This window comes from Aeromicrobium sp. P5_D10, from assembly GCF_054049535.1.
Map to the genome: position 1 here is coordinate 117,264 of NZ_JBFUME010000008.1, position 25,323 is coordinate 142,586.

A 25,323-nucleotide genomic window follows, 5' to 3' on the forward strand; every position below is an offset into this window, starting at 1 on the left:
TGAAAGGCAGCCACCGGGCCGCCGCAGATGAGAGGACACGACCATGACTCAGTACATGATTTCGGTTAACCACACCGGTCCCTACCCAGACCCGACGACGCCTGAGTCGCAGGCGATGTTCGAAGCCACCGGCAAGTTCAACGACAAGCTCATGGAGACCGGCAAGTGGGTTTTCGGGGGCGGTCTCCAGCCTCTGGAGACGTCGACGGCCATCGACGGCCGCGGCGACGAGGCCATCGTGACGGACGGGGTCTTCGCTGAAAGCAAGGAGTACCTCGGGGGCTTTTGGGTTGTCGAGGCCGCCGATCTGGACGAGGCGCTCAAGCTCGCGGCCGAAGGATCCAAGGCCTGCGGTCAGGCAGTCGTCGTGCGTCCGTTCCAAGGCGAATGACGACGGTGCCGGAACTCTCCGCCGAGATCGAGCAGATCTATCGCGAGGAGTACGGCCAGATAGTGGCCTCGCTCGCCCGGCGCTTCGGCGATCTCGACATCGCCGAAGACGCCGCGGGCGAGGCACTTCTCATCGCGGTCCAGAAGTGGCCGAGCGATGGTGTCCCGCCCAATCCCGGCGCGTGGCTGACCAGCACTGCGGTGCATCGGGCCATCGACCGTATCCGCCGGGAGTCCCTGCGTGATTCCAAGCATCAGGCGGCGCTCATGATCACCGATGACACCCCAGCCGATCCCACGGGCCCGGTCGAGGACGACCGTCTCCGTCTGATGTTCACGTGCTGCCATCCCGCACTCGCGGCCGAAGCGCGGGTCGCGCTGACCTTGCGCCTGCTCGGCGGCCTGACGGTCGACGAGATCGCCCGGGCGTTCCTGGTCCCGGAGACCACGATGGCCCGACGCATCACCCGCGCGAAGGCCAAGATCAAGGCCGCGAACATCCCCTTCCGGGTCCCTGACCGCACCGATATCACCGACCGGCTCGGCGGAGTGCTCGCGGTCATCTACCTGGTCTTCAACGAGGGTTATCTCGCCGGCGCAGGCGATGATCCGATCCGGGCCGACCTGACCGATGAGGCCATTCGGCTCGGACGGTTGATGCGCCGGCTTCTGCCCGACGAGGGCGAAGTGGCCGGCTTGCTCGCGCTGATGCTGCTGACCGATGCCCGTCGCGATGCCCGGATCGCCGGAGGCGAGTTGGTGACGCTCGACGAGCAGGATCGCGGCTCCTGGGATCGGGAGCTCATCGCCGAGGGCCATGCTCTGGTGCGGGAGTGTCTGACGCGGGTCGCCTCCGGCGGTCCGGGCCCCGGTCGATACCAGCTCATGGCCGCGATCAGCGCGGTCCACACCGACACCCTCGACGCCCGCTACACCGACTGGGATCAGATCGTCCAACTGTACGACCAGTTGTACGAGGTCATGCCCACCCCGATCGTGACGATGAACCGCGCCATCGCGATCGCCGAGATCGACGGCCCACAGGTCGCCCTGGCGATCGTCGACAGACTCGGACTGGACGGCTATCACGCCTGGCACGCGACTCGTGCGGACCTGCTGCGCCGCTTGGGCAGGAGCGACGAAGCAGGAACCGCGTACCGAGCCGCCATCGCGGCGACGGACAATCCGGCCGAGAAGGCCTACCTGAACCGCCGGCTCAGATGATCTGGTCGGTCAGGTGGTTGAGCGTGCCGAAGCGATGGGCCGTGATGCTGATGGCTTGTTCCTTCAAGAAGGGCAACAGCTCGACTCGTCCAGACTCCGTCGGGATGTGGTCGTAGATCGCGAGATCGGGACGTCCGCCGGTCTGCTCGCACAAGACGCTCAGGCTGCCGCCCACGAGTCGCACCCGGCCTTCCGGGAGCGTCGATGCCGCAGCCTGCCACGAGGTGTCGTCCTCGATTGCGATCCGCACACCGAGTGATGCCAAAGCCTTCCGCACCGCCTCGGGCAACTCATTCGCCGACGAGAGGTGCAGATCCGATCCGGCCAGCAGGCCCGCGCCGACGACTCGCAGCGCGTCGACGAGTCGGCCATCGGGGGCGACACGCACATGCACCGGTGTCGGGACATACCGGAAGATATTGCGCTCGACGGTGAGCTGCGAGACGTCTCGCGAGGTCCCGAATTCATCACTCCACGCCGCCGCATCGCTCATGAAGGAGCGCTCCAGGAAGCCGAGCTCCGTATCGGGAAGCCGCACCTCATTGGCGACGGCGAGCAGCCTTTCCGCCGCCGAACCGAGGGACGTCTGTGAGGTCGCCTCGACGCGCTCCCAGGTACCAAGACCCAACAGGTAGTTGGGTCCGCCGGCCTTCGTGCCGGCGCCCACGGACGACTTCTTCCAGCCGCCGAACGGCTGCCTCTGCACGATGGCGCCGGTCGTCCCGCGGTTGATGTACAGGTTTCCGGCCTGGACACGGTCGAGCCAGATGTCGATCTCGTCGGCGTCCAGGGAGTGCAGACCGGCCGTCAGGCCGTAGTCGACGTCATTTTGGATGTCGATGGCCTCTTCCAGCGACGAAGCGGTCATGATGCCGAGGACGGGTCCGAAGAACTCGACCAAGTGCACGGTCGAGCCGCGCTGGACGCCCTCACGTACGCCGGGTGTCCACAACTGGCCGGCGTCGTCGAGTCGGCGTGGTTCGATCAGCCAGGACTGGCCAGGCTCGAGTGTCGTCAAGGCGTCGAGCAGCTTGCCCTGGGCCGGTTCGATCAGCGGCCCCATCTGCGTCGTGGCATCCTCAGGTGCGCCGACGGCGAGCGATGTCACGGCATCCACGAGCTGATGGCGGAAGCGGCGCGATGTGGCGACCGATCCGACCAGGATCACCAGGGATGCGGCAGAGCACTTCTGACCCGCGTGGCCGAATGCCGACTGTGCGACGTCTTTCGCGGCGAGGTCGAGGTCGGCCGACGACGTGACGATGATGGCGTTCTTGCCACTGGTCTCGGCCAGCAGCGGAAGGTCGGGCCGGAACGAGCGGAACAGTTCGGCGGTTTCGTAGCCACCGGTCAGGATGACCCGGTTGACCCGAGGATCGGAGATGAGCTCCCGTCCCAGGTCGCGCTCTTCGAGGTGCACCAAATGCAGGACGTCGCGGGGAACGCCCGCCTCCCACAGCGCCTCGACCATGACCGATCCGCAGCGCGCGGCCTGCTTGGCCGGCTTGATGATGACCGCTGATCCAGCCGCCAGGGCAGCCAGTGTGGAACCGGCCGGAATCGCGACCGGGAAGTTCCACGGCGGTGTGACGACAGTGACGGCCGACGGGACATAGCGGGCACCGTCGACGGAGTCGAGCTGCCGGGCCAGGTTGCCGTAGTAGCGCGCGAAGTCGATCGCCTCGGAGATCTCCGGATCCGACTGGTCGAGAGTCTTGCCGGCCTCGGACGCCATGACCTCGGCGAGATCTGCCCGTCGCTCTTCCAACCGCTGTGCCGCCCGGTCGAGGATGTCAGCGCGCTGTCCGCCGCTCAGCTTGCCCCACGCCAGGCCGTGCTCGGCGGCAGAGGCGATGACGGTCTCGAGCTGCTGGGAGGTCGAGATCGAGTGGTCTTCGACGGTCTTCTGCCCGAGCTCGGAGCCAGGCACCCGGCCGAGGATCTCTTTGCCCCAGCGGCGGTTGGCCGGCAGTGACGAGTCGGTGTCTGGAGTGTTGAAGAACCCAGTGCCCGGTGGCACTGGTTCCGGGGCGAGAAGTCGGTTCTGGGTTCGGCGCGGCGCCGGAACCTGGTCGTCGAGATCGGCGAGCGAGGCCAGGAAGCGGTCCTGCTCACGCTTGAACAAGGTCTCGTCGGTGTGCAGATCGAAGACCGCCGACATGAAGTTGTCGTGACTGGCGCCTTCTTCGAGGCGTCGGATCAGGTAAGCGATCGCGACGTCGAACTCACGCGGGTGCACGACGGGCGTGTACAGCAGGAGACCGCCCACCTCTTTGCGGATGACCTCGGCCTGTCCCTGTGCCATCCCGAGCAGCATCTCGATCTCCATGCCGTCTCGCACCCCTCGCCGTCCGGCCAGCAGCCAGGCGTACGCCAGATCGAACAGGTTGTGGCCGGCCACACCGATCCGCACGTTCTCGATGTGCTCGGGCTGCAGCGCGTAGTTCAGCACTCGCTTGTAGTTGGTGTCGGTCTCCTGCTTGGACGACCAGGTCGCGAGCGGCCAGCCGTGCACCGCGGCCTCGACCCGTTCCATCGGCAGATTGGCACCCTTGACGATGCGCACCTTGATCCCGGCACCGCCGCGGGCCCGTCGCTCGGCCGCCCAGTTCTGCAGCCGCATCATCGCGTCGAGAGCGTCGGGCAGATAGGCCTGCAACACGATGCCCGCCTCGAGATGTTCGAGATCGGGCCGGTCGAGGATCCGGGTGAACACCGCGATCGTCATGTCGAGATCGCGGTACTCCTCCATGTCGAGGTTGATGAAGGTCGACGAAGCGGCGGCAGCGGCCTGCTCGAACAACGGGGCGAGGTTCTCGGTGACATGCTCGACCGCCTCGTCGAAGGCCCACGGCGAATGCGGTGCGACGGTGGCCGACACCTTGATCGAGACGTAGTCGACGTCGGCGCGCGCCAAAAGCTCATGCGTGCCCTTCAGGCGTCGAGCGGCTTCGCGCTGACCGAGGACTGCTTCGCCCAGCAGGTTGATGTTGAGCTTGACGCCCCGGCGGCGGATCTTGGCGATCGCGCGACCGAGCTTGGCGTCGGTGGCATCCACGATCAGGTGGCCGACCATCGACCGCAGAGCCCGGCGGACCACGGGGATGACCAGGCCCGGAGCGACCCGTCCGGCCCAGGCGCCGAGACGGACCGCGGTCCGCAGATGCCAGGGCAGGAAGGCCGGAACGTTCTTGGCGAGCACCGCGAAGTTGCGGGCGGCGACGCGGGCGTCCTCGGGACGGATCACGCCGTCGATGAACCCCACGGTGAAGGGCAGGCCCTGCGGATCCTTGAGCACCCCGGCGAGCTGTGCCCCCGCCTTGTCGGCGGGCACCTTGGCCGATTCGTCCAACCAGTGTCGGACCAGCGCGACTGTTTCGTCTGCGAGGTCGTCGTGGGCTGGTGAGTGTGGCATGGCTGGCACCTTCGTGGAAGAAGCGAACGGGTTACTCCACCAGTTTGCGTCCGCAACTAGGTAAGGTAAAGCGATGATTACTGACCAATACCCGCCACCTTTGCTTACCGGTGGTACGCATGCTTGAAGTGCGCCGACTGCGTCTCCTGCGGGAGCTCAAGATCCGCGGGACGCTGGCCAATGTCGCGGCCGCCTTGCACCAGAGTCCCTCGTCGGTGTCGCAGCAGTTGTCCCAACTCGAGCAGGAAGTCGGCGTCGAGTTGCTGCGCAAGGTCGGCCGTACGGTCCAGCTCACGCCTCAGGCCGAGATCCTCGTCGAGCACACGACCGCGGTGCTCGAACGGCTCGAACAGGCCGAGTCCGACCTGGCCGCCTCTCTGGCCGAGGCGACCGGAACGATCCGCATGGCGGTGTTCCAGTCGGCGGCACTCGCTCTGATGCCGAGGACACTGACGATGCTGTCGGCGGAGCATCCGCTGTTGCGGGTCACGATGACGCAGCGTGAGCCGGAGTCGGCCCTCCGCGACACCTGGGCCCGCGATTTCGATCTCGTGATCGCCGAGCAGTACCCGGGTCACGCGGCGCCCTGGCACCCCGAACTCGACTCGATCGATCTGACCACCGACGAGATCAGATTGGCCGTGCCGCCGCTCGGCCAGCCGCTCGCCTCGATCCAGACAATCGCGGATGCCGCACAGGCCCCCTGGGTCATGGAACCGGGCGGAGTCGCGTCCCGGCACTTCGCCGAGCAGGCCTGCAGGCTGGCCGGCTTCGAGCCGGACGTCCGCTACGAGACCGCCGACTTGCAGGCGCAGATCCGGTTGATCGAGTCGGGCAACGCCGTCGCGCTGCTGCCCGATCTGCTCTGGCTCGGCGGCGTGCCCTCGGTGACCTTGCGAGATCTGGAAGGCGCGCCGCACCGGACGATCTTCACCTCGGCGCGGCGCGCATCGGCAAGTCAGCCCGGCGTTCTCGCCTGCCGCGAAGCACTCGGCCGAGTCGTCAGCGAGCACCGCCCGCGTCGATAGCGAGCGACTGCAGGTGGATGCCCGCAATCATGCACCGGATCGATCCGCCGGCCAGTTCGATCGTCGGTGCGGGCACCGCAAGGATCGTGGCGTGCTCGGAGATCGCATCGCGCTGCGCGTCGGTCAGGCTCGCATAGGCGCGGGCCGACATCACCAGGTAGCGACCGTCGTCGCCCTGGACTTCGATCGCATTGCCGGCGAAGTCATCGATCTGGCGGTGGGAGAGCGGCACGATGGCGTGGCCGGAGTCGCGCAGCTGCCATTCGACCGCGCGACGTTCGGCGTCGTCGGGGATCGTCTCGAGGCCTACGAGAGCCATCGATGTGCCGACCGACATCATGACATTGGTGTGATAGATCGGGATTCCGCGCTGATCCGTCGTGGTGAAGACCGACGGCCGGTAGCCCAGGTCGCGGCACACCTGGCTGACCGCCTGATCGTGCGCACGGTGCGATCGGGAGATGTACGCCGCTCGGTGGACGTGGTCGAGCACCATGGCGCCGGTGCCTTCGAGATACATCTCCTCGTCCTCGAGGACCGAGTAGTCGTGGATCGCGGTGACCCGGAACTGGCTCCGGAGCATCGCCACGACATCGGATCGTCGCTCGCCTCGCCGGTTGGGTGAGTACATCGGATAGAGCGCGACCCGCCCGTCGGCATGTGTCGAGAACCAGTTGTTCGGAAACACGCTGTCGGGCAGCTCGGCGCCGGTGTCGTCGAACAGGTGCACCGCCACGCCGACCGAGCGCAGACGTTCCGCGAGCTGCGTGACCTCGTCGTACGCCGAACGGGCGATCGATTCGGGTGTGCCTTGCGGTTCCTTGGACTGGAACGCGTTGTCGGCGATCGTGAGCGGATTGGGCTGGAATCTGTGCGGTCGCACCATGACGACCGATGAGGGGGCTTGAGGCGGAATTGCGGTGCCGTCCACGGGAGACAGCAGCGCGCTAGACACGGGCCACCTCATGCGCGGTGGCGAAACCGAACAGATCCTTCGGATCGGCCGGCTCGGCGATCAGGTCGATCAACGTGAAGTGCTCGGTGTCGCTGACTGCTTCGGCGACGTAGCGCAAGGCGCTGAAGTCCTCGATCGCGAAGCCGACCGAGTCGAAGACCGTGATGTCGTCACGGCTCTGTCGACCGGGCCGGGATCCGTCGATGACCTGCCAGAGTTCCGTGACGGCGAAGTCAGCCGACTGGTGCTGGATCTCACCTTCGATACGGGTCTGCGGGGTGTATTCGACGAAGACCCGGGCGCGCGGCAGGATGCTCGGCTCGAGTTCGGTCTTGCCGGGGCAGTCGCCGCCGATCGCGTTGACGTGCACTCCTGCGGTGATCATGGAGTCGGTCAGCACGGTCGCATTCGTCTTGTCGGCGGTGCACGTCGTGATGATGTCGGCGCCGGTGACAGCGTCGATGCCGCTCTCGGCGCGGTAGACCTCGAAGCCCAATCGCTCACCGTTGCGGACGATCTTGTCGAGCGCGAGCGGGTCGGTGTCCCACACCCGGAGCCGGTTGATGCCGAGTGCGGCGCGGAATCCCAGAGCCTGGAATTCGGCCTGCGAACCCGTCCCGATCATCGCCATGACCGACGAGTCGGGGCGCGCGAGATGGCGGGCCGCCATCGCGGAGGTCGCCGCCGTGCGCAGGGCAGTCAGCACCGTCATCTCGGCGATGAACGTCGGATAGCCGTTGTGGACGTTCGCGAGCATCCCGAATGCCGTCACGGTCTGGAAGCCGCGGGCAGGATTGCTCGGGTGGCCGTTGACGTATTTGAAACCGTACGTCTGGCCATCGCTGGTGGGCATCAGTTCGACGACACCCTCAGGCGAATGCGCCGCCACGCGCGGCGTCTTGTCGAAGTCGCCCCAACGGGCGAAGTCGCGCTCGATCGCGGTGATCAGCTCGGCGATGATGGTCTCGGCACCGGTGGCCGAGACCCAACGGACCATGTGGGGGACGTCGACGAATCGCACCGTGGTCATGCGCGGAGCTCCAATGTGCAGCACTTGGCGCTTCCGCCGGCTTTGATCAGTTCGCTCATGTCGACGCCGACGGGATTGAAGCCGTGCGCGCGGAGCTGCTCGTGCAGCCCGGTCGCCCGGTCTGACAGCATCACGTTCAGGCCGTCGGACATCGCATTGAGGCCGAATACCGCCGCATCCGCCTCGGTCGCGAGGATCGCGTCGGGGAACAGCTGCCGGAGCGCGGCATTGCTGGCGGCGCTGAACGCGCCGGGGAAGTAGGCCACGGTCTCGGCATCGAGCACTGTGAGCGCCGTGTCGAGGTGGTAGAAGCGAGAGTCGACCAGCTCCAACGTGATCACCGGGACGCCGAAGAATGCACTGATCTCGGCATGCGCCGGGCGCGAGGTGCGAAAGCCCGTGCCGGCGAGCATGACATCGCCGATCGTCAGGACATCGCCCTCACCCTCGTTCTGAAGGGTCGCTTGGACGGTAGGTGCGAAGCCGGCCGACTCGAACCACGTGCGGTAGGCCGCGCCCTCGGGGCGTCGCTGCTCATGGGTGAAATTCGGTGCCATGGCCCGTCCATCGAACACGATGCCGCCATTTGCCGCGAAGACCATGTCGGGCAGTCCCTCGACGGGCTCGATCAGGTCGACTCGGTGGCCGAGACTCAGATAGGTCTCCCGCAGGATCGACCATTGGTCGTGCGCACGGGCGATGTCGACGCCGGTGGTGGGGTCCATCCACGGATTGATCGAGTACGACACCTCGAAGTACTCCGGAGGGCACATTAAGAGGTGTTTTGTGCTCGCGGTCCGGTCGAGGATCCGGCTTGGGGAAGGGGACAATGTTGTCGTCATGCGAGCTCCTTGGGTTTCGAAACCAACGTATGACGCGATACATTCGCAAACAATCGCGATCTGTTGCTTAGAATGCGATCATTCGTTGCACACAACCGGCACGTATTAACGAATGACGAAATATCGACTGGAGGGCCATATGGACCGGGTCAATCGCGAGATCATCGGGCATCTGCTGGCCGACGGTCGGGCGACCTATCAGCAGATCGGCGCACAGGTGGGACTCTCCGCCCCGGCGGTCAAACGACGAGTCGACCAGATGCTCGCCCGCAAGCAGATTTCGGGATTCACAGTGCTGATCGATCCGGCGTCGCTGGGGTGGGACACCGAGGCCTACGTCGAGCTGTCGTACCGCGGCAATGTCTCGACCGACCGTCTGAAGCGTGACCTGGAAGCGATCCCCGAAGTTGTCGGCGTGTGGACGATAACCGGCGACGCCGACGCATTGGTGCACGTCATGGCGTCGAACATGGCCGAGATCGAACGGACGGTCGAGCGCATGCGCGAGTTCGACAACGTCGATCGCACCCGCAGCGTCATCGTGATGTCGCGGGTGCTCGACCGGCCTCGCGCATGACGCCCGACCTCTAGGCAGCCGGGCGCAGCTTCACTGGGGTGTGAGGATCTCCCGGCGTGCGCGTGCGCGTGCGACGTCGGTCGACGGGATGACCAATGTCGGACGGCTCGCATGGTGCAGGACATTGGCCGCAGTGCTGCCCATGATGGTCGCGCGCAGACCGCGCCGCCCGCGTGAGCCGATCACGATGAGCGAGGCATTGAGGTCGTCGGCCACCGCCACGATGGCCTCCGACGCGGTGCCCATGATGGACGAGACGCGTGGCTCGGCCGCGAGACCGGCCTCGACGGCGATCTTGGCTCCGACGGCCGCTATCTGGGCAGATGCGTCGTGGGTCGCTGCATCGAGGCTCTTCAGCTCTTCCAGCGCGGGGTGCCCTTCCAGGTGGGCTGCGACGCTCTCAAGCGGCTGGCGCGCGTAGAGAATGACGGTCGCAGCGCCCGGAAAGAGACGAGCTGCCTGGTCGATGGCGGCCCGCGAATCAGCGGATCCGTCGTACGCGATCAGGATGGGCGACTGGTTGTCGAGGTCTGGGTTGTTCAATGACGTGTTGGTCATATCGATGTCCTTTGTTTCGATGGTGAATTGGTGGTGGTCTGGTTGGATCATTCGGGCGGTGGCCAGGCGCCGCGAGCAGCGATGTGGCGGCGGTAACCGGCAAGGCGTCGGGCTTCGTCGACCCCCACGGCGCCGACCATGACGCCACCGCGACCGAAGCCGACCACGAACTTGCCTTCGCTCGGCTTCCCGGCGAGAACCGCCGACTCAGTGCCCAGATGGGGCAGACCGATCGACAGGATCTTCACGTCGTACTGGTCGGACCAGAATGACGGCACTCCTGCGTAAGGATCTGGTTCGGCATCGGTCCTGGCGCCGAGGTGGTGCAGCAGCGTCTTGCCCGCGGCACGTGCCTGGTCGACGGCATTGCTCCAGTGCTCGATGCGCATGAGCCGGTCGTCGAACAGTCCGTGCGGCCAGCGGACGACATCGCCGGCTGCGACGACACCGGGGATGACGCTGCCGTGATCGTCGAGGACGCGAAGTGAGGCATCGGCCCTCACCCCGGCATCGAGCATGACTCCGGAACCGGCCAGCCAACTGATGTGGGGGATCGTGCCGAGACCGACGACCGCGAGATCTGCCGGCAACTCGGTCCCGTCTGCCAGGCCGACGGCTTCGAGGGCGCCGTTGACGGTGAGGAGCCTTTCCACGGCGACTCCCATCTGCAGTTCGACGCCGCGTTCACGATGCAGATCGGCACAGAATCGGCCGACGTCGCGGCCGGTGGCGTTGAGCAAGGGCAATGCGGCCGCATCCGTCAGAGTGACCTCCAGGCCGGCGGCCCGGGCGGACGCGGCGACTTCGGTGCCGATGAATCCGGCGCCGATCACCACGACCCGATCCGGTCGACGTTCCAGCGCGTGGCACAGTGCCGTGGCGTCATCGAGGGTGCGCAGCGTATGCGCACCCCGAGGATTCGGTTCGGTGCTGGTTCGCAGTTCACGGGCCCTGGCGCCGGTCGCGATGACGAGACCGTCGAACGTCAGCTCGAGACCGCTGTCGAGGGTCACGTGTCGTTCGACCAGGTCGACTCCGACAGCACGTCGGCCCAGCAGCCAGCGAGCCTTGAGGTCATCGGAGAACGGCAGCCGATTCTCGGCGGGTTGGAGCAGACCTTTCAATGCCGCCTTCGACAGAGGGGGACGGTCGTAGGGCGGGTGTACTTCGTCGCCGACGATGACGATCTCGCCGCTGAACCCTCCGTTCCGCAGAGTCTCGGCTGTGCGCAGGCCGGCCAGCGACGCGCCGACCACGACGACCCGACCGCGGGACAGTTGCGCCGTCTGTTCAAGGGTCATGGCCGCGAGGTCAACGTGATGGCGCTGACCGGGCAGCTGGCCACGGCGTCCTCGACGGCCGGACGCAACGACTCGTCGGGATTCGCATCGAACTGCAAGTACCCGTTGTCGTCGAGATCGAATACCTCCGGTGCCATCAGGACGCATAGCCCATTGCTCTGGCACCTGTTGAAATCGACGTCGACCTGCATGGAACACTCCTGACCTTCGGGGCGGAAAAGCCACCGACTTAGCTTGTTAGATACCCTACAGGGGTATAGTATGTTGTCAACATGATGTCGGGGTGCCAGGGATGAAGAACACGGAGACGACCCCGTTCAGATTGATCGGCGCGCTGCTGCTGCTCGGCGGCCTGTGGGGGAGTTCATTCCCGCTGGTCAAGATCGCCGCCCCGGCCCTCGGCCCGGTCGGCGTCACGCATGTGCGGCTCGCGATCGGAGCTGTCGTCTTGGGTCTTCTGGCCGTGACCAGTCACGGAGCGTGGCGCCTGATTCGTCGTCGTTTCGGTGCATTTCTCGTCTTGGCGGCGCTCAATGTCGCGGGTCCGCTGACATTGGTGGCGGTGGCGATCGTCGGGCTCAATGCGTCGATGGCCGCGATCCTCAACGCCACGACGCCGATGTTCACCGTCGCGGTCATGGCCATCTGGTTCGGCCGGCGCATCACTTGGCGTCACGTCGCAGGTGTGGCGGTGGGCATCTTGGGTGTTGCCGCCTTGTTCGGAGGCGCTCCGATAGCTCTCGACGGGCGCGGATTGGGATCGGCCGCGGCCTCCGTCGCAGCTGCCGTGCTCTACGCGCTGGGCGGCGTCTATGCGCGGCAGGGCTTTCCCGACGATCCGCCTCTGTCGGTGGCACTCGGCCAGCAGATCGCTGCGACGGTCCTGATGCTCCCTGCCTCGATCGCCGCTCTCGTGCTGTCGCCGCCGACGGCGCCGATCACCACGGACGTCGTCTTGGCGGTGCTGGTCGTCGGCGCAGGTGCAACGGCAGGGGGATATCTGCTCCATTTCTGGATCATTCGGGCTGCCGGACCGTTGGCAGCATCGACCGTGACATTCATCGTTCCCTTGGCAGGCACGACTTTGGGTGTGGTGTGGCTGGGCGAGCCGATGAGCGGCGGACTCGTGCTCGGCCTCGTGGCGATACTGGCCGGAGTCGGTTTCCTGACCGGGCAAGGCCCGCGAGCACGCAAAAGCGAGTCCGCCCGCCCCCGGTCACACGAGCAGTCCTCCGCCATCGATCGGTAGCGCGACGCCGGTGATGTACCGCGCCTCCTCGGAGGCCAGGAACAAGACCGCATTGCTGATGTCGATCGACTCGATCCACGGAATCGGCAGCGCGATGGTATCTCCCGACGCCCGGGCGAAATCCTCCTTCGTGGGGTGCTCGAGATGGGGGTTGAACAGGTCGTACATGCCCTGGTGCTGAACCATCGGGGTGTCGACCTGTGACGGGTTGACGGCGTTGACTCGGATGTTGTGTTCGGCGAGTTCCACGGCGAGCGTCTTCATGAGTCCCACGACCCCGTGCTTGGCCGACACGTAGTGCCCGATCCCGGCATTGGCCTGCAGGCCGGCAAGCGATGAGGTCAGGATGATCGATCCGCCCTCACCCTGACGGATCAGGTGTGGAATTGCTGCCTTGGCGGTGCGCCACACGCCGCTGAGGTTGATGTCGATCATCTCGCCCCAGGTGTCTTCGGACATTTCGTGGCCGGATCCGAACGACAGGATTCCGGCGTTGGCCGACACGATGTCGACCCGGCCAAACTTGTCGACGCCGTCGTCCAGAGCGGCTTTGAGCGAGTCGAAATTACGCACATCCGCGTGAGCGAAATGGATCCTCCGTCCGGTGGCTTCGACCAGGCGAACCGTCTCGGCCATGTCATCGGCCGAAGCCATCGGATAGTCCGCCGTTGCAATGGTTTTCAGGGTGTCGATCGCGATGATGTCGGCCCCTTCCTCGGCCAGGCGCACCGCGTGACTGCGCCCTTGCCCGCGGGCCGCTCCGGTGATGAATGCGACCTTGCCTGCTACTCGTCCGGCCATGGTGACTCTCCTCGTGATGGGGGTTAGCCGGGGAGGTTACCTCACGAGGCGGGGCCGAAATCAAGCCCGGGGGAGGACTCGGGATCGGATCCATGAATGGCTATTTACAACTCGGTGAGACGTGTGCCACACTCCTACTGCACGACCGAGCGATCGCTCGGTCGGAGGTGAAGTGAAGGAGACTGGCCGTGACTTTGGACGTGGCGACTGAAGGTTCCGTCGACAATGCGGAGGCCGTTTTCGGTCAGTGGCTCGACGCGTTTTCCAGTGCGATGGAGTCGCGGTCCGTCGATCGTGTGCTCAGCGCCGTCACGGACGACTGCTACTGGCGCGATCTGCTGGCGCTGACGTGGGACCTGGGAACATTCCACGGACGCGATGCGATCGCCGGGCTGCTGCAGGGGTCGTTGGACGCCGCAGCGACCACGAGCTTCAGCCTCGACGAAGGACACGCTCCCCGCGCCGTGCTGGGTGACGGCAGCGTCACGATCGAGGGGTTCTTCCTCTTCGAGACTCCCACGGCCTGGTGCCGTGGAGTGGCCAAGCTCGTCGACATCAACGGAGTCTGGCTCGCGGCCTCGGTCATGACCGGTGTCGAAGACGTCAAGGGCCACGAACGTGCCATCGGCGCGCGCCGTCCCACCGGACCGCGGCATCTGGCCGACGCGAGCTCGAAGCGCAACTGGAAAGACCGCCGCAACGAGAGCATCACATACGCAGATCGCGAACCCGATGTCGTCATCATCGGCGCCGGCCAGGGCGGCCTCGCGGTCGCCGCGAACCTGGGCCTGATGGGCGTCGACGCGCTGATCCTGGAAAAGAGCGGGCGAGTCGGAGACGGTTGGCGCAAGCGCTACCACTCGCTGGTCCTGCACGACCCGGTCTGGGCCGATCACCTGCCGTACCTGCCGTTCCCGAGCTCGTGGCCGATCTTCTCGGCCAAGGACAAGATCGCCGACTGGTTCGAGTTCTATGCCGAAATCATGGAACTCAACGTGTGGACCAACGCCGAGATGTACGACAGCTCGTACGACGAGCAGTCCGGTGTCTGGACGCTGAAAGTCCATACCGCCGAGGGCCTGCGGACCCTCCACCCCAAGGACGTCATCTTGGCGACCGGCGCTGCTGCCGAGGTCAATCTGCCTGAGATCGCCGGACGGGACTCATTCGGCGGGATCTCCTATCACTCGAGCGCCCACGTGTCGGGCGCCGACTGGACCGGCAAGAAGGCCATCGTGGTCGGGGCGGGCAACAGCGCGCACGACATCGTCCAGGATCTTTACGAGGCCGGCGCCGACGTCACGATGGTGCAGCGTTCCTCGACCCACATCATCAGCCAGGAGCACGGGATCCCGGCGATCTTCGGAGCGAACTTCACCGAGACCGGACCGCCGACCGAGTACGCCGATCTGTTGGCCTGCTCGACTCCCTGGCCGCAGGTTCTGGAATTCGCGGTCGAGGGTACCCGTCAGACCGCGATCAAAGATGCCGAGCTGCTCGCATCGCTGGAAGCTGTCGGCTTCCAGCTCAACGACGGCCCGGATGGCACGGGCCTGTTGGGCTTCGCGCTGCAGAAGGGCGGCGGCTACTACATCGACGTCGGCTGTTCCCGACTCATCGCCGAGCAGAAGGTCAAGCTTGCCGCAGGTGCCGGCCTGGCCGAGTTCACCGCGACGGGCATCAAGCTCGACGACGGCCGTGAACTCGAAGCCGACGTCGTGGTGCTCGCGACCGGCTACAAGAACATGCGCGAAACCAGCCGCCGGCTGTTCGGCGATGGTGTCGCCGACCGTTGCCCCGACGTCTTGGGGATCGGGGAGGACGGCGAGATCGGTGGCCTCTACCGGCGCACCGGTGTGCCGGGCTTCTGGTTCATGGCCGGTCCCCTGGCCTGGGTCCGCATCTATTCCAAGCATCTCGCGCTGCAAATCGTGGCGTTGCAGAAGGGAGTCATTGCCCGCTGAATCTGACGGCGAAGCACTGCCACCGGATCTCGGCCGTCACCGGCAGGGACTTGTCCGTCATCCCGTGAGAGCCCGAGCTCTCACTCCCAGTTCGCGCCACCTGGCCGGACAGTTGACAAAGGAGAAGTGATGTCACGCAACACCAACAAGCTGCGCACGATGCTGAAGGTCGTGGCGCTGGGCTGCACCGCCAGTGTGGCGTTGTCTGCCTGCGGGGGAAGTAGTTCAGACGGCGGCAACGGCGACAAGGGCAATGACTCAGGCAAGAAGCTGGTCTACTTCATGGCCCCCAACACGACACCGACTCGCTACATCCAGCAGGACGGCCCGGATTTCAAGAAGGCCATCCAGAAGCTCGACAGCAATATCGAGGTCAAGTTCGTCAACGCCGGCGGCGATTCGGCGACCCAGCTGTCGCAGGCCAATGCGGCGATCGCGGCCGGGGCCAAGGCACTCGTCGTCGTGGCGGCCGATCCCAACACCAGCGCGAGCCTGCTGACGGCCGCGGCTCAGGCCAAGGTCCCGGTCATCGGCTACGAGAACTCCCCGCTCAACGGCCCGATGTTCTCCCAGGTCATCTTCGACCCGGTCATCGTCGGCAAGCTGCAGGCCGACTACTTCGTCTCGCAGCTCGATGCCGGGGCATTCGGACCCAAGCCGGTCAAGTTGGCCCGCCAGTACGGCAACAAGGGCGACGTCTACACGACCGACATGCTGAAGGGACAAGACGGCGTTCTCAAGCCGTTGATCGATGACGGCTCGATCGATGTCGTATGCGAGGACTACATCAAGAACTGGGATCCGGCCAACGCCCAGACCGCAGCCGACCAGTGCCTGACCAAGACGCAGAACAAGGTCGGCGCCTTCCTCGGCTTCTATGACGGCAACGCCTCGGGCATCATCGCCGCGCTGAAGAGCAAGAACGCCAAGGTGCCCGTCTACGGTGGCCAGAACCCCGAGCTCAGCGGTCTGCAGTACATGCTGACCGGCGACCAGCAGGACAACGTCCTCAAGGCATTCTCGGTCGAGGCAGAAGCCGCCGCCAAGATCACGCTGGCGGCCATCAACGGCGAGGAGCCGCCGGCCGACCTGGTCAAGGACGTCGTCGACAACGGCGGCGCGAAGGTGCCCACCGCCAAGCTGGCGTCCGAGCACATCCACCTGGAAGAGGGCAAGGATCCGGGCGAGGCGGTTCAGAAGGCGGTCGATCTCGGCATGTTCACCTGGGCCCAGATCTGCACCGGCCCGGCCAAGGGCACGGCCACCTGTAAAGAGAAGGTCGGCTGACCTTCCGCGTCATCGATCTACCCGTGATCTGGGGGCGGTGGCCACACCGGCCGCCGCCCCCACCAACGAAGGAATCACCATGCCAGAAAGCCGGAATGCCGTAGGCGCCGCGACGCAGGTCGCGACGATGCCGCCATTGCTCGAACTGACTTCCGTCTCCAAGTACTTCGGAGGCGTCCGCGCCCTCAACGAGGTCGACCTCACGCTGCACGCCGGTGAGGTCGTCGCGTTGGTCGGCGACAATGGCGCCGGCAAGTCGACCCTGGTCAAGATCATGGCCGGCGTCGAGCGGCCCGACGAAGGAACTGTCCACGTCGACGGCCAAGCGGTGAAGCTCGACAGCCCCCGTGCAGCCGCGAGTGCCGGCATCCACACGGTTTACCAAGACCTCTCCCTGTGCGACAACCTCGACGCGGTCAAGAACCTGTACCTGGGTCAGGAAGTCACGACAGGTCTGTGGCGGGGACGCGCGTTGCGCCGTTCCGTCATGGAGAAGCACGCCCGCGAGCTGCTGGAAGGTATGTCGGTCAAACTGCGTTCATACACGACGCCGGTCGGCGGCATGTCCGGCGGACAGCGCCAGGGCATCGCGATCTGTCGTGCGCTGGTGTCCGATCCCCGCCTGGTCATGCTGGACGAACCGACCGCCGCCTTGGGAATCACCCAGCGCTCCGAGGTTCTCGACCTGATCTTGCGGCTCAAGGAGCAGCAGCGCGGGGTCCTGGTCATCTCGCACGACTTGAAGGACGTCCAGCACGTCGCCGACCGTGTGGTCGTGCTGCGGCTCGGCACCAAGGTCGCCGAATTCGAGCGAGGCAAGTACACCGCGACGGATCTCGTCTCGGCCATCACGGGTGCACACGAATGAGGGGCACGATGAGCAAGACACCACCTGCGGACAAAGCAGAACGGTCGACTCCTTGGGGAGCCCGGCTGATCGGCGGCTTCGACGAGCGGTTCCGCAGCGTCCCGGTGCTGGGTGTCCTGGCATTGATCTGGCTGTTCTTCTACACCCAGAACTCGGCCTTCCTCAGCTCGCAGAACATCACGAACCTCGCCCTGCAGATCGTGACGACCGCGATCCTGGCGCTCGGCATCGTGTTCGTCCTGCTGGTCGGCGAGATCGACCTGTCTTCCGCAGTCCTGTCGGGAGTCGCCGCGACGATCGCGGCGAACCTCGCGGTCAACCACGGGTGGAACCTGTATGCGGCCCTTGCCCTCGCCCTTCTGGTCGGTGTCCTCGCGATGCTGATCCAGGCGGCGATCGTGGTCTTCGGGGTGCCCTCGCTGATCGTGACCCTCGGCGGCATGGTGGTCTTCCAAGGACTGCTGCTCGTCGTGCTGCCCCCGGAGTTCACCGTGAGCGTCGGCGGCACGGAGTACGCCAAGATCGCCAGCTCGCACCTGCCGACCAGCATCAGCTTCATCCTCACATTCGCCCTGTGGGCGGCGTTCGCGATCACTCGCTGGCGCAACGGCGGTTCGGCTCGTCCGGCCGCAACTCTCGCTCCGATCGTGCTGTGCGGGGTCGCGCTGTTCGGCGGTGTCGCAGTATTGACTCAGGCCAACGGGCTGCCGTTGCCGGTGCTGATCCTCGCGGTGATGCTCGTCGGTGCCTCCTATCTGACGACGCGGACCCAGTACGGTGTCCGGCTGTACGCGGTCGGCGGTAACCGTGAAGCTGCCCAGCGCGCGGGCATCCCGGTCGCCAGAATGGTGATCTACTCCTTCCTCATTCTGGGTGCCTGCGCTGTCATCGCCGGCGTCATCGACGCTTCGCGGCTGCTGGGTGTGTCGAACTCTTCGGGCGGCGGTCCGCTGATGCTCAACGCGATCGCAGCAGCAGTCGTCGGCGGAACGAGTCTCTTCGGTGGCCGGGGCAGCGTGTGGTCCGCGCTGTTGGGCGCATTGGTGATCGGATCGATCACCAATGGGGTCCAGCTCCTGGGCTTCTCCCCTGAGGTGCAAAACTTCGCCACAGGTGGCGTACTGATAATTGCAGTGGCAATGGACGTGGTCATCACGCGCGGTTCCTTGTGGCCGCGACGAGTGTGACCGCCCAACAGTCCGCACCAACAGATCAGAGGAGACCGTCAGACATGATGCGGTCGGTTGAGGTCACACCGGACGATGGGCAGCCTGCCTGGATTCCCACACGCGAGCAGGTCCTTGGCTCACGGATCGTGGAGTTCGCGCAGTGGCTGGAGAAGCACGAGATCGTCCGATTCGCCGACGTGACGGACTTCCAGGAGATCCATTCATGGGCAGCGGCGAATCCGGAAGGGTTCTGGGGGGCGGTTGCCGACTTCTTCGATGTCGAGTTCCACACGCCTCCGAGTGCCGTCTGGGAGGGTCCCCAGATGCCGGGAACCAAGTGGTTCCCGGGCGCGACGCTCAATATCGCCGAGCACCTTCTCCGGTCGCCCGACTCCGATCGCGATGCCGTCATCATGCTTCGCGAGGACGAGATGGCCTCATCGATCACCCACGGTGAACTGCGCCGTCAGGTGCAGGCCCTTGCCGGCTACCTGAGGTCATTGGGGGTCGACAGTGGCGATCGCGTCGTTGCGTACCTGCCCAATTCGATCGAGGGTGTTGTCGGTTTCCTGGCGACGGCCTGGATCGGCGCGACCTGGGCTCAGGCCGGACTCGACCTGGCTGCACCTTCTGCCGCAGACCGACTGGCCCAACTGGAACCCAAGGTCCTGATCGGCGGCGGTGGCTACTTCTTCAAAGGTGTCGTCCAAGATCGGCGCAATGAGGTCCGGCAGCTCAAGAACCTCCTTCCGACGCTGACGCACACGATTGCGGTCAACACTGCGGGCCTCGAACTCGACGCGGAGAGCGATGATGTCCTCGGATGGGAGAGCGCTCTGAGCGAGGCCGATCCGGTCGACGCCGTGCCGGTGCCGTTCGATCACCCTCTGTGGGTGCTGTTCACCTCGGGCACCAGTGGTCTGCCTAAGGGCATCGTGCACGGACATGGCGGTGCCTTGCTGGAACAGTTCGCCTCGCCGGGATTCCATCTGGATCTGCGGTCCGACGACGTCTTCTTCTGGTACACCAGCCCGAACTGGATGATGTGGAACGCCCAGGTCTGCGGTCTGCTGCACGGCGCCACGATCATCTTGTACGACGGGAGTCCGGTCGAGCCCAATATCGACCGCATGTGGCAGATCGTCGATGAGCACCGAGTCACGGTCTTCGGCACCAGCCCAGGGTTCTTGAAGACCTGTGAGCGCGCGAAGAGCGAACCGGGTCGCGATTTCGATCTCGGGCACCTGCGGACAATCGGGGTGACCGGGTCGATCCTGCCCGCCAGCGCCAACACCTGGGTGCGCCAGCACGTCAGCCCCACGGTTCAACTGGGCTCGACCAGCGGCGGAACCGATGTTGTGGGGATCTTCGTCTCCAGCAATCCGATGCTTCCGGTCTACGACGGAGAGATCAGCGGCGTCGCGCTCGGCATCTCGCTCGAGGTGTGGGACGACAGCGGCCGTCCCGTCCCGCCGGGAGCATCCGGCGAGATGGTCATCACTCAACCGATGCCGTCGATGCCGATCGGGTTCTGGAACGATCCGGACGGCGAGGCGTATCGGTCGACGTACTTCGAGGAGTTCCCCGGAGTATGGCGCCAAGGCGATGCGATCACGTTGACCGACCGGGGGACCGTCGTCATCCACGGTCGATCCGATGCGACGCTGAACCGCAACGGAATCAGGATCGGCAGCGCCGAGATCTACGATGCCGTGGAGTCTCTGCCCGAGGTGACGGACTCCTTGGTGGTAGGTGTCGAGCGTGAGGACGGCGGCTATTGGATGCCGTTGTTCGTCGTGAGCGACGACACCGCAGGCGATCGCGAACTCGTCGAGCGGCGGATACGTGATCGACTGCGGGAACGCACGTCACCGCGACACGTCCCCGATGAAGTCGTGTTCGCTCCAGCCCTGCCGCGCACCAAGTCGGGAAAGAAGCTCGAAGTCCCGATCAAGCGGCTCCTGGCCGGGCGTTCGCCCTCGGACGTTGTGAGTCGCGGGGCCGTCGACAATCTCGACGCACTGCAGTGGCTCGTCGACTTCGCCGAGGAGCGAGCCGCGATGGCCGGCGAGGAGGCGGTCGAGCCCACCGACGACTACAGCAACTGGCGGACGTATTCGACCCAGCGCATCTCTCGCATCCTGGCCGCGGCGCTGGACGCGTTCGCCGAGAAGGGCTATCACGGGACGAGTACTCGCCAGCTGGCCGAGCGGGCCGGTCTGTCGGTGCCGGGGATCTATCACCACTATCGCTCGAAGCAGGACATCCTGATCGATCTGATGATGGTCGTGATCGATGAGCTGATCGAGCGGAGCAGGTACGCGTTGGAAGAGGCAGGGGATGATCCCCGCGCCCAGTTCGACGCATTGGTGGATTCGTTGCTGCTGTTCCATATGAACCGGCAAGAAGGCGCGGTGCTGTCGGCCAACGAGATGCGAAGCCTGACGCCGGAAAATCGCACCCGATATGTGTCACGGCGCGATGAACAGCAGCGGATGCTGGACATCGTGGTCTCCGACGGCGTCGAGAGCGGCGAGTTCAAGACGCCGCATCCCGGTGATGCGAGCCGGGCCATCACCTCGCTGTGCTTGGGTGTCGCGAGCTGGTATCGCGCGGACGGCGAACTGCCCGAGGACGAATTCTTGAGCCGATATCGGGACATCGCGCGATCGATCGCGGGAGTGGTCTGAGCCAGGGCCTGGCGGCCGAAGGGACCTGGGCAGGTCTCGGTCGTCAGGCCTTGTGCTTGCGCGAGCGATTGCGGAAGCGGTCGACGCCGAGCAGCAATGCGAGTACCAGGAGTCCGCCCAAGAGCGTCAATACTGCAGTCATGTCAGTGAGACGGATGAAGTCTGCACACATGACGTGATTCGACCCACGACTTTTCGGCGCGGGCCGCAGAGCGCGTGGTCACAGCCCTTTAGAACTATGCGAAGTACCAACGAAAAACCAATAGGACCATTCCGGCGTGCTGGATGAGTACGTTGGAGTAGCCCGAGAGAACTATTCTGTCCGTACTGGTAAGTGTCAGCCTGTCTTCGCTCGTAGACTCATCCTGAGGGAGAGTGACATGAGGGCTGGTTCCATCGGTGCGCTCCGAGCGCTGCCGCCGCTGACGTCCGCGTCGGCGTTGATATACGGGGCTGGAACAGTGCTGCTCATCCTGGGACTCATCACCTGGGAGCCTCAACGGAATCCGCGCTCGGTCTTGGCAGTCTTGGCGGTCGCGGCTCTCGGGGCCTTGATCTGGACATTGGCCCGCGGCGACCGGTTCACGATGTCCGAGGCGTTTGTCTTCATGGCTCTGCAGTTGGGCACGATAGCCGCCCTGACCTGGAACACCAACCAGGATCTCGGGGCGTTGGCCAATGGAACCGCACTGCCGATCCTCGGCGCGTATGCGGTGTGGTTCCTGCGATGGCCCGCCGGCCGGTACACCCTCTATTCGGGGGCAGCGTTGTGGTTCATCGCGATCTTGCACCGTGACAATTCAGTGCTCACCGGATTCGCGCTGAGCGTGGTGTTCCAGACCGCGCTGGCGACGGAAGTGTTCTGGAAGATCAAAGCCCGCATGGACAGGCTGGTCCGTACCGACCCGCTGACCGGCGTGCTCAATCTGCGCGGAGTCACAGAGTCCTTGCAACGCGAGATGTCACGCTCGTCTCGCCGCGACGTCCCCCTGTCAGTTGTGTCGATAGACCTCGATGGTCTGCGTGCCCTCAACAACACCTTGGGTCACCGTGCGGGCGATGATCTGCTGCAGGCAGTCACCGAGCACTGGCGGCAAGAGGTCCGCAGATTCGATGTCATCGGTCGTACCGGCGGCGATGAGTTCCTTCTGGTTCTGCCCGAGACTTCGATGGACGTGGCAGTTCAAGTTGTCGAACGACTGGCCGAGTCATCGCCGGGTGAATGGTCAGCTGGAGTGGCCGAGGCGAAGTCTGGGGATTCGGTCGACTCGGTCCTCGAACGTGCGGACCGTCGTATGTACCTGGAGAAGGCCGCCCGTCAGACGAATTGACTGCGGATGATTGATACTCCCGCGATCGGGTAATGGGAGGTCAGTCAACGAAAGGATCGACCATGGGTCTCGAAGACAAGATCAGCAATGCAGCCGAGGACGCCAAGGGCAAGATCAAGGAGGCCACGGGCAAGGCGACTGATGACGAGTCGCTGGAAGCCGAAGGCAAGGGAGATCAGGCCAAGTCGGACCTCAAGAATGCCGGCGAGAAGGTCAAGGACGCTTTCAAGCACTGACCGTCGTCGTACTTCGATCGTTCTCACGATCCCGGGCGCACAGGCCATACGCTGGCCGGTGCGCCCGTCTGCATTTCCCCGGGCCGGCCGGACTGTCGAAAGACAGCAAGTATTGTCAGGTCGACCCTCGCTAACGTGGCGGCATGAACGCACACGAGCTCACCGAAGACCTGACTATTGCCGGAGTTCCGTTGCGGACGAACAATGACGTCGCGATGCGTACGATCCCCGGTCATTGGGAGGCGTTCTCTGCGAACGGCGGCATATCGCAGATCGCAGACCGGATCAGCGACGACGTATTCGCTGTCTACACCGACTTCGAACACGAAGGCGTCGACAACACCGGTGACTACACCTTGGTGATCGGCTGCCGCATCGCAGCGGATGAACCGGTGCCTCCCGGCTTGGTGGCGACAACCGTTCGGGCATCGTCACGAATCGTGTTCCCGGTCGAGCGGGAGCGGTCGGACCTGGTCGCTGTGGTGTGGCAGGAGATCTGGTCGCGCAGTGATCTACCCAAGACCTTCGTCGCCGACTACGAGCAATATGCTCCGAACGGAGATATCGAGATCTCGATCGGAGTGCGATCGCCGCAGTGAACCGTGCCGACTATGTACGTCAGGTCGTCGAGGTGACCGACTACATCTACGACCACCTGGACTCCGAGTTGGATCTGTTCCGGTTGGCCGAGGTCGCACATCTGTCGCCATTCCACTGGCATCGTGTCTACCAGGCGATGTGTGGTGAATCGGCTGCCGTGACGGTTCGAAGGCTCCGTCTGCATCGTGCCGCGGGCTATCTGGCCGCAACTGGCATGTCGGTACGGGAGGTCGCAGCCCGGAGCGGATTCGGCAGCGCAGAGGCGTTCTCGCGGAGCTTCCGGGGCGCCTACGGGATGCCGCCGGCAAGTTATCGAGAATCCGGTCAGCATGCCGATTTCCGGGTAGCCGGTCCGGATCCGACATTGGGGCCCCATCCGGTCGAGCTCCGATCTGTCGGCGAGCGGGTCGTGGCTGCCTCGATGCACACCGGCTCATTCATGGACATCGGTAGAGCGTTCGCGCGAGCCCGGCACGGGTTGACGAGCGCTGGGATCGAAACCGGCGCGCTGGTCGCGGTCTACTACGACGATCCCGAAGCGGTGCCCGAGCAGCAGCTGCGTTCGGCTGCAGGAATCGAGATCGGAACCGGTGACGTGACGGTGCCCGACGGTCTCGAGCGCATGACTCTTCCGGCAGGCGAGTACGCGGTGCTCACTTATCGCGGCCCCTATGCATCGATGCACGCGGCGTATTCGTGGCTGTACGGTCAATGGCTTCCTGCCAGTGGCCGTGCGCCCGGAGACCACCCGGTCGTCGAGGTATATCTCAACGACCCAGTCGATACTCCGCCCCACGAACTGGTCACCGAGATACTGCTCTTGTTGGAGCCACTGGGTGCGGAGCCACTTGGCCGTTCAGCGAGTTGACTTCGCCGTAGGACCGACAAGATCGTCGAGGATCTGCAGAGTCGTGGACCACGCCGATGAGCTGGGGTCGATCAGCACGAAGTGGTCCCCGTCGACCTCGGTGACAGTAGCGTCCGCGCCGAGTGCGCTCGCCCGCTCGACGTAGTCGGTCGACTGACTCAGCGGCACGACGTCGTCCGACGTCCCGTGTATGCATCGCACCGGGACCGCCAGCGGGATCTGCTCTGTGGGATCGGCAACTGCATAGCGCTGATCGACCGTTCCGCCCATGAACCGCTGGACGGCGCCTCCGCCGAGCTGGTCGGCCGTTGCCGATGTGAAGTCGAGGACTCCGGCCTGGGAGACGGCCGCCGTCACCGGCACGCGAGGATCCGCCCCCACCCCGGTCGGAAGTCGGACGCGCGATGCGGCCCAGACGGCCAGATGGCCGCCCGCCGAGTGTCCCAAGGTGATAACCTGCGAGGTGTCGAGACGCTCGATGTCGGCCAGGGCGTCGATCGCGGCGGCGATATCGTCGAACGTCCTCGGCCACCCGCCGCCGTTGCCGACGCGGCGATACTCGACGTTGTACGCCGTCCAGCCCGCCGCAACGAGGGACGCCGCGAGTGGCCGACCGAGCGACAGGTCGTAGTCGGCCAGCCAGAATCCGCCGTGGATCACCACGACGACACCCTTCGAACTGCCGGACGGGCGGGACAGTTCAGCGAACTGCTGGGGGTCGGTGCCGTACGAGATCTTTTCGATGGGATTTCTCCTTGTCGGCCGTTCGCGGGTGGTGCGCGGTGAGCAGGCCGCCAAAGATCCGGCAGCCAGCAAGTAGAGAGCGCTTCGACGATCCACGGGTCCATCCCAGCCCAGGTCAGCCGTGCGCGCCAGATGAACGGGATGAACGCAGTGTCGGGAGGACATGCAAAGACCGATAGAATTGCCATCCATCGAG

At 65.1% G+C, this 25,323-nt stretch carries 23 protein-coding genes; 14 read left to right on the forward strand and 9 right to left on the reverse strand.

Annotated features, from left to right (window positions below):
• The first annotated feature begins 43 nt into the window (after positions 1 to 43).
• Positions 44 to 391, forward strand: coding sequence for a YciI family protein (locus tag ACXJKC_RS15955; protein ID WP_456697728.1), 348 nt, complete (start codon positions 44 to 46; stop codon positions 389 to 391).
• Complete coding sequence (locus ACXJKC_RS15960) at positions 388 to 1,614, forward strand: RNA polymerase sigma factor (protein ID WP_456697729.1); 1,227 nt, start codon at positions 388 to 390, stop codon at positions 1,612 to 1,614. The genes ACXJKC_RS15955 and ACXJKC_RS15960 overlap by 4 nt, the downstream gene beginning before the upstream one ends.
• On the opposite strand, the gene ACXJKC_RS15965 is transcribed toward ACXJKC_RS15960, so the two are convergent.
• Positions 1,607 to 5,029: a bifunctional proline dehydrogenase/L-glutamate gamma-semialdehyde dehydrogenase gene (locus ACXJKC_RS15965; RefSeq protein ID WP_456697730.1), complete on the reverse strand. Its 3,423-nt coding sequence runs from the start codon at positions 5,027 to 5,029 to the stop codon at positions 1,607 to 1,609. The genes ACXJKC_RS15960 and ACXJKC_RS15965 overlap by 8 nt on opposite strands.
• Before the next feature lie 119 nt (positions 5,030 to 5,148).
• Between ACXJKC_RS15965 and ACXJKC_RS15970 the strand changes: the two genes are divergently transcribed.
• Positions 5,149 to 6,057, forward strand: coding sequence for a LysR substrate-binding domain-containing protein (locus ACXJKC_RS15970; protein ID WP_456697731.1), 909 nt, complete (start codon positions 5,149 to 5,151; stop codon positions 6,055 to 6,057).
• On the opposite strand, the gene ctlX is transcribed toward ACXJKC_RS15970, so the two are convergent.
• From ctlX to ddaH, 3 genes are read right to left on the reverse strand one after another with little or no spacing between them, the layout of a single operon-like run.
• The gene (gene ctlX, locus ACXJKC_RS15975; RefSeq protein WP_456697732.1) at positions 6,032 to 7,012 is read right to left on the reverse strand and encodes a citrulline utilization hydrolase CtlX; all 981 of its coding nucleotides are present in this window, start codon (positions 7,010 to 7,012) and stop codon (positions 6,032 to 6,034) included. The two genes, ACXJKC_RS15970 and ctlX, sit on opposite strands and share 26 nt — an antisense overlap.
• A complete protein-coding gene (locus tag ACXJKC_RS15980) occupies positions 7,005 to 8,042 on the reverse strand; it encodes an ornithine cyclodeaminase (RefSeq protein WP_456697733.1) in 1,038 nt (345 codons plus the stop codon). The genes ctlX and ACXJKC_RS15980 overlap by 8 nt, the downstream gene beginning before the upstream one ends.
• Positions 8,039 to 8,884 (reverse strand): dimethylargininase, encoded by an 846-nt coding sequence (gene ddaH, locus ACXJKC_RS15985; protein ID WP_456697734.1) that lies wholly within the window; start codon positions 8,882 to 8,884, stop codon positions 8,039 to 8,041. Before ddaH ends, ACXJKC_RS15980 begins: the two co-directional genes overlap by 4 nt.
• 139 nt (positions 8,885 to 9,023) lie before the next feature.
• Between ddaH and ACXJKC_RS15990 the strand changes: the two genes are divergently transcribed.
• Positions 9,024 to 9,461, forward strand: coding sequence for an Lrp/AsnC family transcriptional regulator (locus tag ACXJKC_RS15990; protein WP_456697735.1), 438 nt, complete (start codon positions 9,024 to 9,026; stop codon positions 9,459 to 9,461).
• Positions 9,462 to 9,491: 30 nt separating this feature from the next.
• On the opposite strand, the gene ACXJKC_RS15995 is transcribed toward ACXJKC_RS15990, so the two are convergent.
• Genes ACXJKC_RS15995 through ACXJKC_RS16005 form a run of 3 tightly spaced genes read right to left on the reverse strand, consistent with a single transcriptional unit; the run spans position 9,492 to position 11,511 of the window.
• Positions 9,492 to 10,019 carry a universal stress protein gene (locus ACXJKC_RS15995; protein ID WP_456697736.1) on the reverse strand — a complete coding sequence of 176 codons (528 nt, stop codon included), beginning with the start codon at positions 10,017 to 10,019 and terminating at the stop codon, positions 9,492 to 9,494.
• Between the two features lie 47 nt (positions 10,020 to 10,066).
• The gene (locus ACXJKC_RS16000) at positions 10,067 to 11,320 is read right to left on the reverse strand and encodes an NAD(P)/FAD-dependent oxidoreductase (protein ID WP_456697737.1); all 1,254 of its coding nucleotides are present in this window, start codon (positions 11,318 to 11,320) and stop codon (positions 10,067 to 10,069) included.
• Positions 11,317 to 11,511 carry a ferredoxin gene (locus tag ACXJKC_RS16005; RefSeq protein ID WP_456697738.1) on the reverse strand — a complete coding sequence of 65 codons (195 nt, stop codon included), beginning with the start codon at positions 11,509 to 11,511 and terminating at the stop codon, positions 11,317 to 11,319. The genes ACXJKC_RS16000 and ACXJKC_RS16005 overlap by 4 nt, the downstream gene beginning before the upstream one ends.
• A gap of 101 nt (positions 11,512 to 11,612) precedes the next feature.
• Between ACXJKC_RS16005 and ACXJKC_RS16010 the strand changes: the two genes are divergently transcribed.
• Positions 11,613 to 12,569, forward strand: a complete 957-nt coding sequence (locus ACXJKC_RS16010) for a DMT family transporter (RefSeq protein WP_456697739.1) — start codon at positions 11,613 to 11,615, stop codon at positions 12,567 to 12,569.
• On the opposite strand, the gene ACXJKC_RS16015 is transcribed toward ACXJKC_RS16010, so the two are convergent.
• Positions 12,537 to 13,370: a mycofactocin-coupled SDR family oxidoreductase gene (locus ACXJKC_RS16015; RefSeq protein WP_456697740.1), complete on the reverse strand. Its 834-nt coding sequence runs from the start codon at positions 13,368 to 13,370 to the stop codon at positions 12,537 to 12,539. The two genes, ACXJKC_RS16010 and ACXJKC_RS16015, sit on opposite strands and share 33 nt — an antisense overlap.
• 188 nt (positions 13,371 to 13,558) lie before the next feature.
• On the opposite strand from ACXJKC_RS16015, the gene ACXJKC_RS16020 reads away from it, so the two are divergent.
• From ACXJKC_RS16020 to ACXJKC_RS16060, 9 genes are all read left to right on the forward strand, one after another.
• The gene (locus ACXJKC_RS16020) at positions 13,559 to 15,334 is read left to right on the forward strand and encodes an NAD(P)-binding domain-containing protein (RefSeq protein WP_456697741.1); all 1,776 of its coding nucleotides are present in this window, start codon (positions 13,559 to 13,561) and stop codon (positions 15,332 to 15,334) included.
• 129 nt (positions 15,335 to 15,463) lie between these two features.
• Entirely contained in the window at positions 15,464 to 16,621 is a 1,158-nt protein-coding gene (locus ACXJKC_RS16025) for a substrate-binding domain-containing protein (protein WP_456697742.1), read from the forward strand.
• A gap of 79 nt (positions 16,622 to 16,700) precedes the next feature.
• Positions 16,701 to 17,489, forward strand: coding sequence for an ATP-binding cassette domain-containing protein (locus tag ACXJKC_RS16030; RefSeq protein WP_456697743.1), 789 nt, complete (start codon positions 16,701 to 16,703; stop codon positions 17,487 to 17,489).
• 8 nt (positions 17,490 to 17,497) lie between these two features.
• Positions 17,498 to 18,676 (forward strand): sugar ABC transporter permease, encoded by a 1,179-nt coding sequence (locus ACXJKC_RS16035; RefSeq protein ID WP_456697744.1) that lies wholly within the window; start codon positions 17,498 to 17,500, stop codon positions 18,674 to 18,676.
• A 44-nt stretch (positions 18,677 to 18,720) separates the two neighbouring features.
• Entirely contained in the window at positions 18,721 to 21,348 is a 2,628-nt protein-coding gene (locus ACXJKC_RS16040; protein ID WP_456697745.1) for an acetoacetate--CoA ligase, read from the forward strand.
• A gap of 380 nt (positions 21,349 to 21,728) precedes the next feature.
• Positions 21,729 to 22,679 (forward strand): diguanylate cyclase, encoded by a 951-nt coding sequence (locus tag ACXJKC_RS16045; protein WP_456697746.1) that lies wholly within the window; start codon positions 21,729 to 21,731, stop codon positions 22,677 to 22,679.
• 62 nt (positions 22,680 to 22,741) lie between these two features.
• Positions 22,742 to 22,915: a CsbD family protein gene (locus ACXJKC_RS16050; RefSeq protein WP_456697747.1), complete on the forward strand. Its 174-nt coding sequence runs from the start codon at positions 22,742 to 22,744 to the stop codon at positions 22,913 to 22,915.
• Positions 22,916 to 23,058: 143 nt separating this feature from the next.
• On the forward strand, positions 23,059 to 23,514 hold the full coding sequence (locus ACXJKC_RS16055; RefSeq protein WP_456697748.1) for a GyrI-like domain-containing protein: 456 nt from the start codon (positions 23,059 to 23,061) through the stop codon (positions 23,512 to 23,514).
• Entirely contained in the window at positions 23,511 to 24,383 is an 873-nt protein-coding gene (locus tag ACXJKC_RS16060) for an AraC family transcriptional regulator (protein ID WP_456697749.1), read from the forward strand. Before ACXJKC_RS16055 ends, ACXJKC_RS16060 begins: the two co-directional genes overlap by 4 nt.
• Here ACXJKC_RS16060 and ACXJKC_RS16065 read toward each other — a convergent pair.
• Complete coding sequence (locus ACXJKC_RS16065; protein WP_456697750.1) at positions 24,372 to 25,223, reverse strand: alpha/beta hydrolase family protein; 852 nt, start codon at positions 25,221 to 25,223, stop codon at positions 24,372 to 24,374. The genes ACXJKC_RS16060 and ACXJKC_RS16065 overlap by 12 nt on opposite strands.
• Positions 25,224 to 25,323 lie beyond the last annotated feature (100 nt).